This is a genomic window from Rhodococcus sp. Z13, from assembly GCF_025837095.1.
Taxonomy (GTDB): Bacteria; Actinomycetota; Actinomycetes; order Mycobacteriales; family Mycobacteriaceae; genus Rhodococcus; species Rhodococcus sacchari.
In genome coordinates, this window is the sequence record NZ_CP107551.1 from 76,158 (window position 1) to 94,526 (window position 18,369).

16 protein-coding genes are annotated in these 18,369 nt (G+C 70.4%); 7 read left to right on the forward strand and 9 right to left on the reverse strand.

Annotated elements, in window-relative coordinates:
* Positions 1 to 43: 43 nt before the first annotated feature.
* Complete coding sequence (locus tag OED52_RS00335) at positions 44 to 1,231, reverse strand: acetyl-CoA C-acyltransferase (protein WP_264152755.1); 1,188 nt, start codon at positions 1,229 to 1,231, stop codon at positions 44 to 46.
* Positions 1,232 to 1,313: 82 nt separating this feature from the next.
* Positions 1,314 to 2,306 carry a winged helix-turn-helix transcriptional regulator gene (locus OED52_RS00340; protein ID WP_264152756.1) on the reverse strand — a complete coding sequence of 331 codons (993 nt, stop codon included), beginning with the start codon at positions 2,304 to 2,306 and terminating at the stop codon, positions 1,314 to 1,316.
* Between the two features lie 151 nt (positions 2,307 to 2,457).
* Here OED52_RS00340 and OED52_RS00345 point away from each other — a divergent pair, with 151 nt between their 5' ends.
* The 3 genes from OED52_RS00345 to OED52_RS00355 are packed head-to-tail and all read left to right on the forward strand — an operon-like array spanning position 2,458 to position 6,259.
* Positions 2,458 to 3,678, forward strand: coding sequence for an acetyl-CoA acetyltransferase (locus OED52_RS00345; RefSeq protein ID WP_264152757.1), 1,221 nt, complete (start codon positions 2,458 to 2,460; stop codon positions 3,676 to 3,678).
* A 15-nt stretch (positions 3,679 to 3,693) separates the two neighbouring features.
* A complete protein-coding gene (locus tag OED52_RS00350) occupies positions 3,694 to 5,211 on the forward strand; it encodes a carotenoid oxygenase family protein (protein ID WP_264152758.1) in 1,518 nt (505 codons plus the stop codon).
* A gap of 43 nt (positions 5,212 to 5,254) precedes the next feature.
* Positions 5,255 to 6,259, forward strand: coding sequence for a YncE family protein (locus OED52_RS00355; protein ID WP_264152759.1), 1,005 nt, complete (start codon positions 5,255 to 5,257; stop codon positions 6,257 to 6,259).
* Between the two features lie 65 nt (positions 6,260 to 6,324).
* On the opposite strand, the gene OED52_RS00360 is transcribed toward OED52_RS00355, so the two are convergent.
* Positions 6,325 to 6,462, reverse strand: coding sequence for a hypothetical protein (locus OED52_RS00360; protein WP_264154807.1), 138 nt, complete (start codon positions 6,460 to 6,462; stop codon positions 6,325 to 6,327).
* Here OED52_RS00360 and OED52_RS00365 point away from each other — a divergent pair.
* Positions 6,461 to 7,309, forward strand: coding sequence for a cutinase family protein (locus tag OED52_RS00365; RefSeq protein ID WP_318841931.1), 849 nt, complete (start codon positions 6,461 to 6,463; stop codon positions 7,307 to 7,309). The genes OED52_RS00360 and OED52_RS00365 overlap by 2 nt on opposite strands.
* Positions 7,310 to 7,345: 36 nt before the next feature.
* On the opposite strand, the gene OED52_RS00370 is transcribed toward OED52_RS00365, so the two are convergent.
* The 3 genes from OED52_RS00370 to OED52_RS00380 are packed head-to-tail and all read right to left on the reverse strand — an operon-like array spanning position 7,346 to position 10,135.
* Positions 7,346 to 8,260 (reverse strand): SDR family NAD(P)-dependent oxidoreductase, encoded by a 915-nt coding sequence (locus OED52_RS00370; RefSeq protein ID WP_264152760.1) that lies wholly within the window; start codon positions 8,258 to 8,260, stop codon positions 7,346 to 7,348.
* A 30-nt stretch (positions 8,261 to 8,290) separates the two neighbouring features.
* A complete protein-coding gene (locus OED52_RS00375) occupies positions 8,291 to 8,932 on the reverse strand; it encodes a pyridoxamine 5'-phosphate oxidase family protein (RefSeq protein ID WP_264152761.1) in 642 nt (213 codons plus the stop codon).
* A gap of 57 nt (positions 8,933 to 8,989) precedes the next feature.
* Entirely contained in the window at positions 8,990 to 10,135 is a 1,146-nt protein-coding gene (locus tag OED52_RS00380) for an oxidoreductase (RefSeq protein WP_264152762.1), read from the reverse strand.
* Between the two features lie 174 nt (positions 10,136 to 10,309).
* Between OED52_RS00380 and OED52_RS00385 the strand changes: the two genes are divergently transcribed.
* Positions 10,310 to 10,804: a nuclear transport factor 2 family protein gene (locus OED52_RS00385; RefSeq protein ID WP_264152763.1), complete on the forward strand. Its 495-nt coding sequence runs from the start codon at positions 10,310 to 10,312 to the stop codon at positions 10,802 to 10,804.
* A 7-nt stretch (positions 10,805 to 10,811) separates the two neighbouring features.
* Here OED52_RS00385 and OED52_RS00390 read toward each other — a convergent pair whose 3' ends face one another.
* From OED52_RS00390 to OED52_RS00400, 3 genes are all read right to left on the reverse strand, one after another.
* A complete protein-coding gene (locus OED52_RS00390; protein ID WP_264152764.1) occupies positions 10,812 to 11,411 on the reverse strand; it encodes a histidine phosphatase family protein in 600 nt (199 codons plus the stop codon).
* A gap of 44 nt (positions 11,412 to 11,455) precedes the next feature.
* The gene (gene lysX / locus OED52_RS00395) at positions 11,456 to 14,782 is read right to left on the reverse strand and encodes a bifunctional lysylphosphatidylglycerol synthetase/lysine--tRNA ligase LysX (RefSeq protein WP_264152765.1); all 3,327 of its coding nucleotides are present in this window, start codon (positions 14,780 to 14,782) and stop codon (positions 11,456 to 11,458) included.
* A 97-nt stretch (positions 14,783 to 14,879) separates the two neighbouring features.
* On the reverse strand, positions 14,880 to 16,928 hold the full coding sequence (locus OED52_RS00400) for an MMPL family transporter (RefSeq protein WP_264154791.1): 2,049 nt from the start codon (positions 16,926 to 16,928) through the stop codon (positions 14,880 to 14,882).
* A 148-nt stretch (positions 16,929 to 17,076) separates the two neighbouring features.
* Between OED52_RS00400 and OED52_RS00405 the strand changes: the two genes are divergently transcribed.
* Positions 17,077 to 17,577, forward strand: coding sequence for a MarR family winged helix-turn-helix transcriptional regulator (locus OED52_RS00405; RefSeq protein WP_264152766.1), 501 nt, complete (start codon positions 17,077 to 17,079; stop codon positions 17,575 to 17,577).
* A 21-nt stretch (positions 17,578 to 17,598) separates the two neighbouring features.
* Positions 17,599 to 18,369, forward strand: a complete 771-nt coding sequence (locus OED52_RS00410; RefSeq protein ID WP_264152767.1) for a putative protein N(5)-glutamine methyltransferase — start codon at positions 17,599 to 17,601, stop codon at positions 18,367 to 18,369.

Here is an 18,369-nt window from a genome sequence, read left to right on the forward strand (position 1 = left end):
TTTCTCAGGAGTATCCGATTCGGGGGAGGAATGCCGTATCCGCTCAGACGCGGCGCAGGACGAGGCTCGCGCCGAGACCGAGGGCGGCGGGAATCGTGACGAGAGCGTGTTCACCGCCGGTCCGCTCGAGCCGATCGAGGGCCTGGGCGACGAGGATGCCGCCGGTGGCACCGAGCGGATGACCGACCGCCAGGGCGCCACCGAAAGCATTGACGCAGGCCGGGTCCAGGTCCAGTTCCTCGATCATCATGAGCGGCGTGACCGCGAACGACTCGTTGGCCTCGACGACGTCGAGATCCCGTGCCGAGATCCCGGCCCGCTCGAGGGCCCGCTTGGAAGCGTCGACGGGGGCGGTGAGAAGCGGTGACCGGACGGCGGTCTGGGCGGTGCCGACGATCCGTGCGCGCGGCTTCCGCGCCAGTCTCTCCCCGGTCTCGGCGTCACCGATCAGTACGGCGGACGCCCCGTCGGCGAGTTGCGGTGCGGTGGCGACGGTATGGAGGCCCTCCACCGGGCGCGGGGCGCCGGGCAGACGGCGGACCACCCGCTCCCAGGAGGGATCGTCACCGAAGAGTGCGGGGAGTGCCGCGAGTTCCTCGAGCGTGACGTCGGGGCGGGCTCCTTCGTCCGAGTCGAGGGCGACGTCACCGGCCTTCAGGGAGACCACGGAGGGGAGAGCCGGCGCCTGGGCGGCGCGTCCGTGCGAGGCCACGGCGTAGGAATCGAGTAGGTCCCGGCCGAAACCGTAACGGGCGGCGGTGAGATCGGCGGACACGCCGATGGTGACGAAACCGGTACGTTCACCGAGGTCCGGATCAGCGGCGATCGGCGGTGAGTCCGCGAACATCGGTACCCGCGACATCGATTCGACCCCACCCGCGACCACCGCACGAGCGGCACCCGCCGACACCCGCATCGCCCCCGTCTCCACGGCGTCGAGTCCGGAGCAGCACATCCGGGAGACCACGCCACCGGGGACATGATCGGGCCAGCCCGCCCACTGCACCGCGGCACGGGCGATGTTGCCGGACTGCTCGCCGGTGACGGTACTGATGCCGAGGAGCACGTCGTCGACGACCTCGGACGCCCCGCACCGTTCGTCGAGCGCCTCGAGCAGGTGGGCGACCATTTCGACGGGCCGGGTCCCGGCGAGGGTGCCGCCGCTCCTGCGCACGCGGGCCCGGGGGAGCCGGACGGCGTCGTAGATGTATGCGGGTTTGCTGCTGTTCACGGTTATCGACTCCGGCGTACGGTGGTGTGGTGACGGCAGTCACTACAGATACCGAAGTGATACCGGCCGGTGTCGGATGCTGTCAAGACCGCGGGGTGGCGGCCACCGACCGGGGAGGCGGCGCGATCGGCTCGAGGCGCGCCGAGACCGGATCGACAGGACCGTCGCAGCCCCGGCACTGCAGTTCGGGAATCAGCAGATTTCCGCAGGTCAGGTGACGAACCCGCAGAGGACCGGGAATCTGGGGGAAGGCCAGCACGGACCAGCGGATCAGGAAGACGAATACTCCGAACAGCGCACGGCCGCGGTGGGTCAGGCGGTACTCACGGCCGGAGTCGTCGGGCCGCTCCAGGATGCGTGCCTCGCACAACCGCCCGAGCCGGTCCGTGAGGGTCGTGGGGGAGATGTCGAGTGCCGACCGGAACCGGGCGAAGCGGCGGGTTCCGGCCAGGGCGAGTCCCGTGATCGCGCCGCTCCATCGGTCGCCGAGAGCCTCCATGACGGCGTTGAACTGGATGTCCTCGTCGGCTGCGCCGCGTGCCGGCCCCCGCTTGGACCGGCGTCGCGCGCCCGAGGTCACCGTCCAGACCGCCTCGGCGTCCATGTCGATGTCGGTCTCGTGGGCGGTCACCGGGGCGTGGCACGTCCCGCAGCGCACGATCGCGGGTCCGCGGTGGCCGCACGGATCGTGGACGAGATCGGGTTGCCAGGCCCCCTCGGCGGTCCACTCCCGCTGCCAGCCCCAGATGCACACGAGGATCGGCCAGGTGGCGCGGCCCAGCTCGGTGAGCAGGTAGTCGTGGCGGTCGGAGCCCTCGGACTGGGGTGACCGCTCCAGGACCCCCGCCTCCGTGAGGGCGTTCAGCCGGTCGGACAGCACCGAGGACGGGGCGCCGGTCAGTTCGAGCCAGCGGTTGAAGCGGGTCGCGCCGCTCACGAAGGCGTGCCCGAGCAGGGCCAGCGTCAGCCGGTCGCCGAGGAGGTCGAGTGTCGCCGCGAGCGGATTGACGGCCGACGTCGCGCCGGTGTCCTTCGGTGCCGCATCGTCCTTCGGTGCTGCATCGGTGCGGTACACGTCCGGCCCTCCTCGCGCGCGACTCTTGCGAGCCGCGCAGCTAAATGCTTCAATAACTGTACTAAATGGTGCGGCGGGGCGGTGCCCCGCAGGGACCCACTCTCCAACATCGAACCTCGCCACGTCGACCGGATACGGAAAGCGAGACGACATGACATCGACCCAGGTGTGGATCGCCGGTGGTCACCAGACCGACTTCGCGCGGAACGTCACCCGGGAGGGCCTCGACATCGGCGACCTCACCGCCGAGGTCGCGCGAGCAACCCTCGCGGACGCCGGCATCGAACCCGACGAGGTGGACGTCGTCCACGTCGGCAACGCCTTCGGGCAGCTGTACACCGGGCAGGGACATCTCGGCGCGATGCCCGCCTCGGTGATCCCCGAACTGTGGCACGTACCCGCGAGCCGTCACGAGGGCGCGTGCGCGTCCGGTTCGCTCGCGATCCTCGCCGCGATGGCCGACCTCGAATCCGGCCGCTACGACTGCGCACTCGTCCTCGGCGTGGAGATCGAGAAGTCCGTGCCCGGCGACATCGGGACGAACTACATGAGCCCCGCCTCCTGGGTCGGGCACGAGGGACAGGACGCGAAGTACATCTGGCCCTACATGTTCGCCCGCATCGCCGACGAGTACTCGGCCCGCCACGGGCTGGACCACGCCCACCTGTGGGCGATCTCCGAACTGAACATCCGCAACGCGCGCCGCAATCCCCGCGCGCAGACCCGCATCCGCGACTACGCGCCGGAGTGCTTCACCGCCGACGACACCGCCAACCCGATCGTCGAGGGCAGCCTGCGCCGGATCGACTGCGGTCCGCTCACCGACGGCGCCGCGGGACTCGTGCTCGTCAGCGACCGTTACGTGGCCCGCCACCCCGGCTTCGACTCGCGGGCCCGTTCGCGGATCCTCGGCTGGGGCCACCGCACCGTCGGGCTCGGCCTCGAGGACAAGCTCGCCCGCAGTTCGGCCGACGGCCTGATGTTCCCGCACCTGCGGGCCACCGTCGAGGACGCCTTCGGCCGCGCCGGCATCGACCGCGTCGACGACCTCGATCTCGTCGAGACGCACGACTGCTTCAGCATCAGCGAGTACCTCGCTATCGACCACTTCGGTCTCACCCCGCCGGGGGAGAGCTGGCGCGCCGTCGAATCCGGCGACCTCGAGATCGGCGGCCGTCTGCCGGTCAACCCCAGCGGCGGCCTCCTCGGCGGCGGGCATCCCGTCGGCGCGACCGGCGTGCGCATGGCGCTCGACTGCCACCGGCAGGTCACCGGCACCGCCGGTGGCTACCAGGTCGACGGGGCCCGGCGTGCGGCCACGCTCAACATCGGCGGCAGTACGACTACCACCGTATCCCTGATCATCGGCTGACCCCAAGGAGTATCGATGGAACTCGAGATCCTCGGCCGGGCGCTGTCCACGCTCTCCGCCGACGACGACCACCCCTATCGCACCGGCCCCTGGCGGCCGCAGACCACCGAGCATCGTGCCGACGACCTGGACGTGATCGGAGAGCTGCCCGACGACCTGGACGGCGTGTACATCCGGAACACCGAGAATCCGGTGCACCCGGCCCAGCAGGGCCTGTACCACCCCTTCGACGGCGACGGGATGGTGCACCTCGTCGGATTCCGGGACGGAAAGGCCTTCTACCGCAACAGGTTCGTCAAGACCGACGGTTTCCTCGCCGAACAGGAGGCCGGGCGCGGGCTGTGGGCAGGGATCGCGGAGAACCCGGCGAAGTCGGAACGTCAGGACGGCTGGGGCGCCCGGGGCCGGATGAAGGACGCCTCGAGCACCGACGTCGTCGTCCACAACGGTGTGGCGCTCACCAGCTTCTGGCAGTGCGGCGATCTCTACCGGCTCGACCCGTTCTCGCTCGACACCCTCGGCAAGGCCGAGTGGGGCGGCGACTTCCCGTCGGATCTCGGTGTGTCCGCGCACCCGAAGGTCGATCCGCACACCGGCGAGATGCTGTTCTTCAACTACGGCACCGACGCACCGTACATGCACTACGGCGTGGTCGACGCTTCGGACAAGCTCGTCCACTACACGGGTATCCAGCTTCCCGGTCCGCGTCTGCCCCACGACATGGCGTTCACCGAGAACTACGCGATCCTCAACGACTGCCCGTTGTTCTGGCTCCCCGAGGCCCTCGCGGTCGGGAAGTACGTCTCCCGTTTCCACCCCCACCTGCCGATGCGTCTCGGTGTCCTCCCGCGGCGAGGGGACGGCAGCGAGATCGTCTGGTTCGAGGCGGAACCGACCTACGTCCTGCACTGGACCAACGCCTACGAGGAGGGCGACGAGGTCGTCCTCGAGGGCTTCCACCAGGAGACCCCGGAGCCGCCGGATCCCGGCACCGGCTCGCTCTACGACCGCATGTTCCGTTTCCTGGCCCTCGACCACATGGGAACCCACCTGCACCGCTGGCGCCTGAACATGCGTACGGGCAAGGTGACCGAGGAACGGCTCTCGGAGCGGATCACCGAGTTCGGCATGATCAATCCCCAGCACTCCGGCAGGAGGAACCGTTACGTCTACGCTCCCACCGGGGTGCCCGGCAAGTTCCTGTTCGACGGTCTCGTCAAGCACGACACCGTAACGGGTGCCGAGGAGTACTACCCGCTGGGCGACGGCGTGTTCGGCAGTGAGACGGTGATGGCACCGCGGATCGGGTCCACGGGCGAGGACGACGGCTATCTCGTCACCCTGACCGTCGACATGAACCGCGACCTCTCGGAATGCCTGGTCTTCGACGCGCAGCGGCTCACCGACGGCCCGATCGCACGCATGCGTCTGCCCGAGCGGATCAGCTCCGGGACGCACTCGACGTGGGCGTCGGGTTCGGAGATCCCGGGTTGGCGGACCGCGGACCGGCCGGAACACGCACTGGGTCTGTGACATTTCCGTGCTGTGAGGCCCTGTAGCCGTTATGGTTCTGCGCATGACGGCTACGAGACGGGCATGGGCGGCGGTCGTGATGGGGGCGGGGGTTGCCGCAGCTGCCGTGGCAGCGGCCCCGTCGGCCGCCGCCGAGCCCGTGCTGCCGGCCCCGGCCGACCTGATCCCGCAGTTCCCCACGGACCTGCTTCCGCAGTTTCCCGCGGACCTGCTTCCGCAGTTTCCCGCGGACCTGCTTCCGCAGTTTCCCGCGGACCTGATTCCCCAGTTCCCGGCCGAACAGTTCCCGGCCGAACAGTTCCCCGCCGAACAGTTCCCCGCCGAACGGTTCGCCGAGCAGATCCCGGTGCCCCCGCTCGACCAGGCGCCCGTCGACTGCGTCCGCAACGGCGGCGGTCGGATCCGGGTGGACGGCGCCGATCCCGTCCCGCCGATCTTCGGGTTCGACGGCATGCGTCTGCTCGGGGTGCAGGCCGGCGTCGGCAACGCGTGCATCACCAACGTCGGTCCCGGCGCGGTGACGGTCACCCATCCCGCGGGCCGGGTCCCCGGCCGCACGGAGGTCTCCACGGCGCTCGTCGAGATGCGGGTCGACGGGGGACTGGGCAACGTCGCGGTCACGAACGTCGGCACCGGGGCCGTCACGGTGCACCGCACCGAGGTGCGTCCGCAACCCGTGGCCGCCGAGACCGCCGAACCGGCCGCGGACATCACGATGCCCGAGATGATCCTCGACGCCGGTGACGACGGGGTCTACGTCACCAACATCGGCACGGGCGGGGTGACCGTCGTCGACCGGGTGGTCGCACCCGATCTCCTGCCGGCGCCGCCCCCGCCGCCTCCGGGAGCCGTCGTCACCGACCCGTTCACCGGAAACGTCTACGTCACCAACTTCTTCGGGCCCGACATCGTCGTCACCGATTCGGCTGCGGGGCCGTGGTCGAACGTCGTGGAGCGGCCCTCGCCCTACACCGCGATCGAGTACGGCACGGGCAACGTCTTCGTGACCAACATCGGCGGGGGACAGGTCTTCGTCGTCCGCGGGTAGGGCAGGATAGCTGCTCCCGTACACCGCTGGTGCAACTTTTCGGACTCCAACGTGTCACGTCCGGTTCACAAGTGTGTCATCCTTCTAACCGACAATTCCTGGGGAGGAACGGCACGACTAGAGTTCGGGGCAGCAGTGACGATGATGAAGAAGGTGTGGGCCACCGTGGCCTCAACGGTGGCGGCCTGCGCGGCGATGTTCATGGCAATTCCTGTGGCACAGGCGAATCCGGCAGGATGTCCGACGTTGAACGTCGTGGCGATCCCCGGCACCTGGGAGACCTCGAACACCCCCGATCCGGGCCGGGGCAACGGGATGCTGGCGCAGGTCACGTCCGGATTACCCGCCGGCACCCGCGTCGACTACGTCGCGTACCCGGCCACCGCCTTCCCGTGGGAGGGCGACATCTACGCCCTGTCGCGCAACCGGGCGATCGACAACGCCCGCGGCATCATCGCCGCCACCGCGGCGCAATGCCCGTCCACCAACTTCGCGATCGTCGGATACAGCCAAGGTGCCGATGCCGCAGGCGATCTCGCAGCCGAGATCGGTACCGGCCTCGGGGTCGTCGGGCCGCACCGGCTCGTCGCCGTGGGCCTGCTCTCCGATCCCCGGCGCGGTGAACTCGACCCGCTCGTGGGTGCACCCGTCCCCGGCACCGGTGCGGGCGGCGCGCGTGCGGGAGGTTTCGGTTTCGTCACCCCCAACGTGCGCACCATCTGCGCGGTGGGCGATCTGTACTGCTCGACCCCGCGCGAGGACTTCGTCACCCGGCTCGCAGGTTTCCTCGCGATCTCGGCGGGCAGCCCGATGGACAAGCTCGAGAAGTACCGCAACGAGGCCACCACGCTCTACAACGACATCATGGCGGCCGGTGGCCTGCCGATGCTGCAGTTGCAGCTCAGCCCGGAGGCGAACCGGCAGCGGGAGGTGCAGCTCCGCACCTTCTACCAGTCGCAGGTGCACCAGGACTACTCGCGCTACGTGGTCGACGGCCACGGCACCACGGCCACGCGGTGGCTGCACGACTGGATCGCCTCGAAGGCCTGACCCGGCCGGTGACCGCGGCGCGCACGACCGTCGCGGTCACCGCCCGATGTCGAACCGGGCACCGACCCGCATGACGCGGGGTGCGAAGCGCATCAACCACTTCCGGATCTTCGCGCCGGGGGCGACGGTGACGACCGGACGGTTGTGGCGCACCGCCCCCACGATCGCATCGGCCACCTTCTCGGGTGGGATGTGCAGCCGCCGGTACATCGCGAGGGTGCGTCGGCGTCGTGCACTGCGCAGTTCGTTGCTCGGGGCGACGTACTCGGTGGTGCGGGTCAGGTCGGTGTCCACCAGGTCCGGGCACACCACGGTCACCCCGATCCCGTGCTCGAGCAGTTCGGCCCTCAGACACTCCGACAACATGAACACCGCGGCCTTGCTCGTGGAGTAGGCGGCGAGATCGCGTTGCGGCATGAAGGCGGCCGCCGACGACACGTTGACGATGTGCCCGCCCGTCCCGCGTTCGATCATCTGCTCGGAGAACACGCGGCAGCCGTACACCACGCCCCAGAAGTTCACGCCCATGACGTGCTCGAAGGTGCTCTGCGGGGTGTCGGCGAACGCCCCGATCACGCCGATCCCGGCGTTGTTGACCAGCACGTCGGGAACGCCGTGCCGGTCGCGGACGGTCCGCGCGAACTCGCGGACCTGCTGCTCGTCGGCGACGTCGACCCGGTAGGCGTGGGCACCGCCGCCGAAGACCGCGGTGGAACCACCCGCGGTGGGCGGTGGGATGTCGATCAGCGCGACGGTCTCGCGGGCACCGTCGAGATCCTTGTCGGCGACGACCACGATGGCGCCCTCGGCGGCGAACGCCCGGGCCGCCGCACGGCCGATACCGCTCGCACCGCCGGTGACCACGACGAGGGTGCCGGTGAGGTCGCGCAGCCGTGCCCGCACCGCGGCACCCGCGCGCCAGCGGCGTATCTGTGCGATCCGTGGGCTCACCCGACCATCGTGACGCACACGGCGGGAGAATCAGTAGAGATATTCGCGATACAGCTCGCGTTTGCCGGGCTCGGCGTCGGCCGGGACGTCGATCGCCACCAGCTCGGCGTGCATGTCGCGCATCGACGGCACGAGCGCGCGTTCCGGATAGGTGGACGGATCCCACAGCTTCGCCCGCAGCAGTGCCCGCGCGCAGTGCAGGAACACCTCGTCGATCCGCACGATCACCGCCAGCTGTGCCGGCCGGCCCTGCAGCGACATCCGCTCGAGCAGTTCGGGGTCGTCCGACAGCGTCGCCCGCCCGTTGATCCGCAGCACCTCCTCGTCGCCGGGGACGAAGAACAGCAGTCCGACGTGCGGGTTCTCGAGAATGTTGCGGTACGAGTCGGCGCGGCGGTTGCCCGGCCGGTCCGGCAGCACGATGGTGTGGTCGTCGAGCACCAGCACCGACGACTCGAGATCGCCGCGCGGCGAGCAGTCGCAGTTGCCCGCGGCGTCGGCCGTGGCGATCGTGAAGAACCGGGCGAGCGACAGGAACTCCCTGATCAGCGGCGTCAGGTGCGGTCGTGCCTTGTCGACGATGCCCGGATGCGGGCTGCCGAGGACGGCTTCGAGCTCCTCCCGGGTCCGCAGGCCCCTGCGCACGAGTTCGTCGATCCTGTCCGAATCCATCCGGTGCCACCTCCGGCGGCGACCGTACCAATGTCCGTCGGCAAGATCACGGTCGCGTCAGGTCAGGGTGGTTTCGTGGACGGTCCGGTCGAACTCCGGCAGGGGACCGCCCCGGCGCAGGGTGGCCGCCAGCGCCGGATCGGCGAGATGCAGGCGGCCGATGGCGACGAGGTCGAACTCGCCGTCATCCATACGGCGTTCGAGTTCGGGGACGTTGTTGCGGGTGGGGGCGGCCCCGGTGGCACGGTTCTCCCGCAGGGTCGTGCCGATCCCGACACCGCCCACCGCCATGGACAGGGTCCCGGTGACCTTCTTCGCCCATCCCGCCAGGCTCAGGTCGCTGCCCTCGAAGGCGGGGGTCTCGAAGCGGCGGATGCTCGCGTCGAAGACGTCGACCCCGGCGCGCGCCAGGGGTGTCAGCAGGGCCCCGAGTTCCTCGGGGCTCTCGGCGATGCGCGCCGTGTAGTCCTGCTGCTTGTGCTGGGAGAAACGGTAGAGGATCGGCAGGCCCGGGTCGATCGCCGACCGGATCACCGCGACCACCGTAGCGGGGAAGCGGGAGCGTCGTTCGAGGTCGCCGCCCCATTCGTCGTCGCGCAGGTTGGTCCGGTCCCACAGGAAGGAGTCGAGCAGGTAGCCGTGGCCGCCGTGCAGCGCGATACCGTCGAAGCCGACCTCCGCGGCGGCGGCCGCCGCGCTCGCGTAGGCGGCGATCACCTGCTCGATGTCCTCCTCGGTCATGGCCCGGGTGGGTTCCGAGGCGCGGGTGACGTACTCCTCGCCGTAGGAGGTGACCCCCACCTGCCCCCACACACCGGACGGCCGCATCGGGACGAGCGTGGGATCGGCCTTCGGGTTCATCGCTCCCCACAGGGGGCCGACGTGCCAGAGTTGCGGGACGATCCGGCCGCCCTCGGCGTGCACGGCGTCGACGACGCGCCGCCAGCCCTCGAGGGCCGCGTCGCCGTACATGTGGGGGACGCGCGGGTTGTCCACCGCGGTCGGATGGTCGATGGCGACACCCTCGGTGACGATCAGTCCCGTGCCGCCGGCTGCGCGGCGCCGGTAGTACTCCGCGACGTCGGGTCCGGGCACTCCGTTCGGGGAGTGCGAGCGGGTCATCGGCGACATCACGATGCGGTTCGGCAGTTGCAGCGAACGCACGGCCAGGGGCCGGAAGAGGGGGGAGGCGGCGTCGGTCATGGTCGTCTCGGCACTTTCGGCTCGGGCACCTTCGGCGGTGGAACGGTCCTTCCCGTTCTACGCGCGTCGTGGAGTCGAGCGATCCGGTTTTCCGGTGACCGGGACGGCGCCCGGGGAGCCGCGCGGTGGGCCGGTAGAACCGGAGGCATCCCGCGACCCTCCGGAAGGATCGAGATGACCGACACCGCCGCTCTCCTCGAACGCCTGCAACTCCTCGAGGACCGCCTGCGACTCGTGGAGGACACGCAGGCGATCCACGCCGTGCTCACGGCCTACGGTCCCGCGGTCGACGCCGGTGACGCCGACGCGGTGGGGGAGTTGTGGACGCAGGACGCCGTCTACGACGTCGACGTGCGGGTGATGGAGGGCCGCGACGCCATCATGGAGATGGTGCGCACGCGGCCGCACCAGGACTACATCGAGGGAGGCTGCGGCCACCTCCTCGATCCGGTGCACATCCGTGTCGACGGCGACACCGCGGTCGCGACCTGCCACTCTCTGCTGCTGCGCCGCGACGCCGGCTCGGACTCGTTCCGGGTGTGGCGGGTGAGCGCCAACCGGTTCGAGCTGGTGCGGGCCGGCGGCCGGTGGCGGATCCGGCGCCGTACCTCCCGGCTGCTCGACGGCCGCACCGAGGCCCGCGACCTCCTCGCCCGCGCCGCTCGCTGACCCTCGCTCAGACGCGCAGGGTGTCGCGCACGTGCCCGGTCTCGTTGATCGACGCCACACGCCGCGCGCCGGTGCGGGAGACGAGGATGCGCGTCACCGACGCGTACTCGATGGGGAACATCAGGGGCCGGGGCATGTCCAGCAGTTCCTGCAGCACGATGTTCACGACCCCGCCGTGGACGAACAGGGCGACGGTCTCGGCGTGGTCGCAGGTCTCCACGACCCGGTCGATCCCCTGCCGCACGCGGGTGCGGAAGGCGTCCTCGTCGACGAAGTGCGGCAGGTGACCGGCGAGGATGCGCTGGTACGCCTCGGGTGCGACGTCCTTGGCGGCGTCGATCGTGAAGTAGTGGTCGTGCCCGTAGTCGTACTCGGCGATCTCCTCGACCTTCTCCACTGCCAGACCCCGGTCCTCCGCGACCGGTTCGGCGGTCTGCAGAGCCCGCAGCTGCGGGCTCGAGAACAGGCGGGTGATCCGGTAGGGCGACAGTGCGTCCGGCAACCGCGAGGCCTGGAGTCGGCCGGTCTCGGTGAGCGGCGGGTCGGCGACCCCCGTCTCGGCACGGGCGTTGGTGGGCTCGGCATGACGGATCAGGAGTAGCTGCACGACCTCACGATGCCAGGTCCTGGTGTTTCACGTGAAACCACCCTTCAGGAGCGCCGCGGCCTGGTGAACGGGAACGCCAGCGACTCGCGGATGCTGCCCCCGAGGACGAGCATCACGATCCGGTCCACACCCATCCCGAGCCCGCCCGTGGGCGGCATCGCGTATTCGAGGGCCTCGAGGAAGTCCTCGTCGAGCTCCATCGCCTCCTCGTCGCCACCCGCGGCGAGCAGTGACTGCTCGGTGAGCCGCGCCCGTTGGTCGAGCGGATCGGTGAGTTCGCTGTAGGCCGTGCCGAGCTCGACGCCCCACGCCACGAGATCCCACTTCGCCGCGACTCCCGGCTTGTGCGGGTGCGGGCGGGTCAGCGGCGACACCGACGTCGGGAAATCGGTGTAGAAGGTGGGGAATTCCGTCTTCGACTCGACGAGGTGCTCGTACATCTCCTGCGCGGTCGCGCCGGCGTCCCAGGCCGGGTTGTAGGGGATCTCGTGTTCGTCGCACAGGCGGCGCAGGACGTCGACGGGGGTCTGCGCGTCGACGAACGTCCCGAGCGCCTCGGAGATCGCGTCGAAGAACGGCTTGACCGGCCACTCACCGGAGATGTCGATCTCCACCGGCGTACCGTCGGGCCCGGGACGCAGGACGATCTCGCGGCCGTGCGCCGCGCGGGCGGCGGCCTGGATCAGCTCCCGCGCGACGACCCGCATCTTCTCGTAGTCGCTGTGCGCCTCGTACGCCTCGAGGATCGTGAACTCGGGATTGTGCTTGAAATCCGCACCCTCGTTGCGGAACACCCGGCCGATCTCGAAGACCTTTGCCATGCCCGCGACGCACAGCCGCTTCAGGTACAGCTCGGGGGCGATCCGCAGGTACAGATCGGCGTCGTAGGCGTTGATGTGGGTGACGAACGGGGCGGCATTCGCGCCGCCGTGCACCGCCTGCAGGATCGGGGTCTCCACCTCGAGATAACCCCGCGCCTGCAGTTCGTCGCGCAGCGCCCGCACCACCGCGCTGCGCGCCGCGAGATGGTCGCGCGCGGCGGTGTCGACCGCGAGGTGCAGATAGCGTTGCCGCACCTTCGCTTCCGGGTCGACGAGACCGTGGTACTTGTCGGGCAGCGGGTGCAGGCACTTGCCGTCGATGCGCCACGAGTCGGCGAGCACCGAGATCTCCCCGGTGCGGCTGCGGCCCATCACGCCGGACACCTCGACGAGGTCGCCGAGATCGAACAGGAACCGCCGTCCCTCCACCCGGCCGCGGTCGACGAGGATCTGGATGTCACCGGACCAGTCGCGCAGGACCGCGAACAGCACCCCACCGAAGTCCCGGATCCGCAGCAGCCGCCCGGCCACCACCACCTGCGTGCCCGGTACCGCCGCGGCGGCCTCGGCGGCGGTGTGCGTCGGCGGGTGCGCCACCGGATAGGGGTCCACCCCGTGGTCGACGATCCGCTGCAGCTTGTCCATGCGGACCTGCACCTGCTCGGGCCGTTCCCGCTTGTGGGAGGCCGGTGCGAGCGCCTCGGCCTCGTCGTCGGGGGCGCTGCCGTCGTCGTGCAGGGCCTGCGCCTCGCGGACGCCGGGAAAGGACGAGTAGGTACCGGTGTGGGCGAGCCCGTTCCGGCGTCCGAAGGTGGGCAGCGTCAGGAATCCCTCGGCGATCGCGGAGGCGAGCGCGACCCGCGGCAGGAGCCGGTTCTCGCGGAAGCACAGATACCGCGGCACCCACTCGGGGTGGTACTTCACGTTCGAACGGTAGAGCGCCTCGAGCTGCCACCAGCGGGAGAAGAACAGCAGGATCGACCGCCACATCCGCAGGATGGGGCCGGCACCGATCCGGGCGCCCTCCTCGAAGACGGACCGGAACACGGCGAAGTTCAGTGAGATCCGCTCCACACCGAATTCGGCTCCGCGCGACGCCAGCTCGGACACCATCGTCTCGACGACACCGTTGGGGGCGTGCGGGTCGCGGCGCATGAGATCGAGCGAGATGCCGTCGGGCCCCCACGGCACCAGCGAGAGCATCGCGACGACCTCGCCGTCGGCGACCGCCTCGACGAGCAGGCAGTCGCCGTCGAGCGGGTCGCCGAGACGCCCCAGTGCCATCGAGAAACCGCGTTCGTTCTCGGTGTCGCGCCACTCCTCGGCGCGCCGGATCACCGCCGACATCTCGGCGGGAGACAGGTCGCGGTGACGCATGATCCGCACCGTCACACCGTGTTTGCGGGCCCGGTTCACGGCCTGCCGGACCGGGCGCATGTCGCGGCCGGCGAGGGAGAAGTCGCGGGTGTGCAGCACCGCCTCGTCGCCGAGCTGCAACGCGTCGAGTCCCGCCCGGTGGAAGGCCGTCGCCCCGGCCTCGCTCGCGCCCATCACGGCCGGGGTCCACCCGTACGCGCGTGCGAGATCGAGCCATTCGTCGATCGCGTGCGGCCACGCCTCGGGGTTGCCGATGGGGTCGCCGCTGGCCAGGCAGACACCGAGCTCCACCCGGTAGGTGACGGCGGCCTTGCCGCTCGGTGCGAAGACCACCGCCTTGTCGCGGCGGGTCGCGAAGTAACCGAGCGAGTCGTCGCTGTGTGCGAGCAGTCCGCGGATCGCGGACTCGTCGCTCCCGGTGAGCGCATTGCTCGCCCGCTGCGACCGGAACAGCACCACGACCGCGGCGAGCAGGGCGAGCGCCCCGAACAGCCCGAGCAGCGTGTTCACCAGTCCGTTCGGGCGGCCACCGAACTGGTCGTTGTCCACGAAGGTCAGCGCGGTGACGCGGTTGAGCGCCCAGAGGAACCGGTCGGAGGAGGGGAGGGTGCCGGGGAAAAGCTCCACCAGGCCCCATCCCAGGAGCGTGCCGACGACGAGACCGCCGACGAGCACCCCGAGCGCGGCCCAGACGTTGCCGCGCCGCACCCGGGTGAAGAACTCGGGATAGGACATCAGCAGCAGCGCCACGACCGCCAGGTGCACGACCAGCGCGATCAGATGGTGCGGATCGCGGTCGACGACGGCCAGAACGAGATTCGAGATCGCCCATCCGCCGGTGTAGATCGTCAGGACCCACCACGCGATGCGCTTGCGTCCGGCGAGGGCACCGGCGAGCAGGCCCAGCACCAGCGCGAACGACAGGCTCGTGTCGGGGGCGTCGAAATAGTATTCGTCGACGTACTCGCGGGGCGCGTGGATCCAGTAGCGCAGTGTGGGCGAGATCGACCACAGGGCCATCAGCAGCGCGTAGACGCCCAGGACGGTACCCAGGACGTGCGGTACCGAGGACAGGCGACCTCCGGCGCGGTCGCCCGGTGCCGGCCGGGCGGGGCGCCGCTCGGCTTCCGTGGCACTCGGACGCTCGGCGGGGGCGGTGACATCCGCGGACATGCCTTCAGACGGTAGCGCCCCGAAGCGCATCCGGTGAGACGAACGACCCCCGAGCCGGAACGGATTTCCGGCTCGGGGGTCGTTCGGACGAGGGGTGTCAGGGCCGTGAGGCGGCGGGGGTCCCCGCGTCCGGGGCGTCCGTTTCCGTCGGCTCGGTGCGGGCGAGCGCACTCGGCCACCAGACCTTCTTGCCGACGTCGATGGTGAGCGCCGGGACCACCAGCGTCCGCACCAGCAGGGCGTCGAGCAGCACGCCGAACGCCACGATGAACGCGATCTGCGCCAGGAACAGCAGCGGGATCACGGCCAGCGCGGAGAAGGTGGCCGCCAGAACGATTCCTGCGGACGTGATGACACCACCGGTGACGGTCAGCGCCCGCAGGGTTCCGGCGCGGGTACCGACCCTCTTCGTCTCCTCCCGCACGCGGGTCATGAGGAAGATGTTGTAGTCGATACCCAGCGCCACGAGGAAGACGAACCCGAACAGCGGCACCGTCGGATCGGCACCCGGGAACCCGAACAGGTGGTTGAACACCAGCGAGGAGACACCGAGGGTCGCCGCGAACGAGACGATCACCGTGAGCATCAACAGGACCGGCGCCACGATCGCCCGCAGCAGGACGATGAGCACGAGCAGCACCACGATCGTCACCACCGGGATGATGAGGGTGCGGTCGCGGGTCGCGGTGTCCTTCGTGTCGAGGTCGACGGCGGTCGGCCCGCCGACGAGCGCGTCGGCGCCGGACACCCCGCCCACGGCCTCGCGGATGCGCTCGACCGTCTCCTCGGCGGCGAGGGAGTCGGCCGGATCGGACAGGGTGGCCTGCACGGCGACGAGCCCGTCGACCACGCGCGGTGCCCCGTCGGGACCGGGCAGGGGCTGCACCGTCGTGACGCCCTCGACACCCTCGGTGGCCGTGAGCACGTCGCCGAGCGCGGACTCTCGGGTGATGACGACGGTGGGCGAACCGGTACCGGCGTCGAAGTGCTCGCCGAGGACCTCCTGGCCGGACTTCGAATCGGTCTGCAGCAGGAACAGATCCGACGACGCGACGCCGCTCGCCTTGAACTGCGGGGCGAGCAGAGCGAAGGCGACGAGCACGAGGCTGCACACGATCCAGATCGGGCGCGGCCGGGAACCCACGAAGTTCGCGATGCGGCCCCAGAACCGGTGCGAGCCCTGCAGGTCGTCGCGATCGGTGCCGGGCTCGAAGCGGGGACGGCTGGGCCAGAACGCCGCCCGGCCGAGCAGCACGAGCACTGCGGGCAGGAAGGTGAGCGACGCGAGGAACGAGGTGGCGATGCCGATGGCGGCCACCGGGCCGAGGCCGCGGTTGGAGTTCAGATCCGACAGCAGCAGGCACATCACGCCGAGGATCACGGTGCCGGCCGACGCCGCGATCGGCTCGATCGAACCGCGCAGGGCGGCGCGCATCGCCGCGTACTTGTCCTGCTCGATGCGCAGTTCCTCGCGGAAGCGGGAGACCAGCAGCAGGGCGTAGTCGGTGGCGGCACCGAAGACCAGGATGAACATGATGCCCTGGCTCTGGCCGTTGAGCGCGATGGTGCCGGCGTCGGCGAGCAGGTACACGATCAGGCTCGCCAGTGCGAGCGCGAAGACCGCCGAGACGATCACCACGAACGGCAGGATCGGGCTGCGGTAGACCACGACGAGGATGACCAGGACGACACCGCCCGCGACGAGCAGCAGCAGCCCGTCGATGCCGGCGAACGCGGCCGACAGGTCGGCGGCCTGACCCGCCGGGCCGGTGACGTGGACGGTCAGCCCCTCCGGCGCGCCCTCGAGTGCCGTGCGCAGATCCTCGACCGACTCCTTGATCTCGCCGGAGGCGTCGAGCGGCACGATCATCTGCGCCGCCTCACCGTCCTCCGACGGGATCGGCGGGGGACCGGCGGATTCGGTGGCGAGGAAGGCGAGGTCGTCCGGGGTGATGCCGCCGTCGCGTTCGGCGACGACGATCGCGGGGATGAACTCGCTCTCGTTGAACTGCGCGTACAGCTCGTCGGCGCGGGTGGACTCGGCGGAGGCCGGGAGGAAGGTGCTCGCGTCGTTGGACGCGACCTCGTTGAGCTTGCCGGCGAAGGGACCGCCGCCCCCGGCGGCGAGCAGCCACACGACGAGCAGCAGGGCGGGCAGCAACCACCGCCATCTGCTGGTCGATCTCGGGGGTGCGGTGGCAGTACCCGAATCTTCTCCGGGGCTCGATTTTTCTCCAGGGCTCAAGGTTCCTCCTGCTGGCATGAGCTGACGAATCGACACTAAATTATTCAGCGTGCTGAACGATAGTGGTGAGGACGACCTCGACGCCTGGCCCACCGGGCGGTTGCTGTCCACCGCCGCCCGCCTCGTCGAGCAGGCCTGGGAACAGACGCTGCGGCAGCGGGGACTCACCCACGCCGGGGTGATCGCCCTGCACGCCGTCGCGCAGAGACCGCTCTCGCAGCGGGAGATGGCCCGCGCCTGCCGCGTGACCGACCAGACCATGAGTCGGACCGTCGACCACCTCGTGCGCGGTGGGTTCGTCACCCGCGCGGTCGATCCCGACGACGAACGCCGGATGCGGGTGGAGATCACCCCGGCCGGTCTCGCCGAGTATCACCGGGCCCTGAAAGTGGAACGCGACGACACCGCGGACGGTGCCTCGCCCGTTGCGGTGTCCGACCCGGCGACCCTGCGCCGGTTGCTGCTCGAGATCGTTCGCGCCCACAACACTCCTCGTGACCGCGGTCCGGATACCCCGCCCGGGGCGAAACCATCCACCACAGGTGAGTGAACTCACGCGGTAGGGTGCCTCATGGTCTCCGCCCACCGGCCCGACCTGGTCGCCACCCTGCGCGCCGCGGGCTGCGTCTTCGCCGAGGACGAAGCGCGACTGCTCCGCGAGACCGCCCGCACCGACGCCGAACTCGACCGGTTCGTGGCCCGGCGGGTCTCCGGCGAGCCCCTCGAACACGTCCTCGGCCGCGTGTCCTTCTGCGGCCTCACCCTCGTGATCCGGCCCGGGGTGTTCGTGCCCCGGCGCCGCACCGAGTTCCTCGCCCACTGCGCCGCCGAGCTCACCGCCCCCGGCGCGACGGTCGTGGACCTGTGCTGTGGCTGCGGAGCCGTGGCGGCGGCCCTCGCCGCCGCGGTCGGCGGATGCGAGGTGCACGCCGCCGACGTCGACCCGGTCGCGACGGGCTGCGCGCGGCTCAACCTGCCACCGCACCGCGTGTTCGACGGCGATCTCTACGACGCCCTGCCCGCACGGCTGTACGGGCACGTCGACGTGCTCGTCGCCAACGCGCCGTACGTGCCGACCGGGCAGATCGCGTCGATGCCGCGTGAGGCCCGCTGCCGCGAACCCCGGCACGCCCTCGACGGCGGCACGGACGGTCTCGACGTCCACCGTCGTCTCGTCGCCGGGGCCCCGCACTGGCTCGCGCCCGGCGGCGCGTTGCTCGTCGAGGTCGCCGCACAGCAGGCGGCCGCCGCCACGGACCTCGTCACCCGGATGGGTCTCCAGGCGAGGATCCGGTCCTCCGAGGAGTTCGACGCCACCGTGGTCGTCGGCACCCGCCGCTGA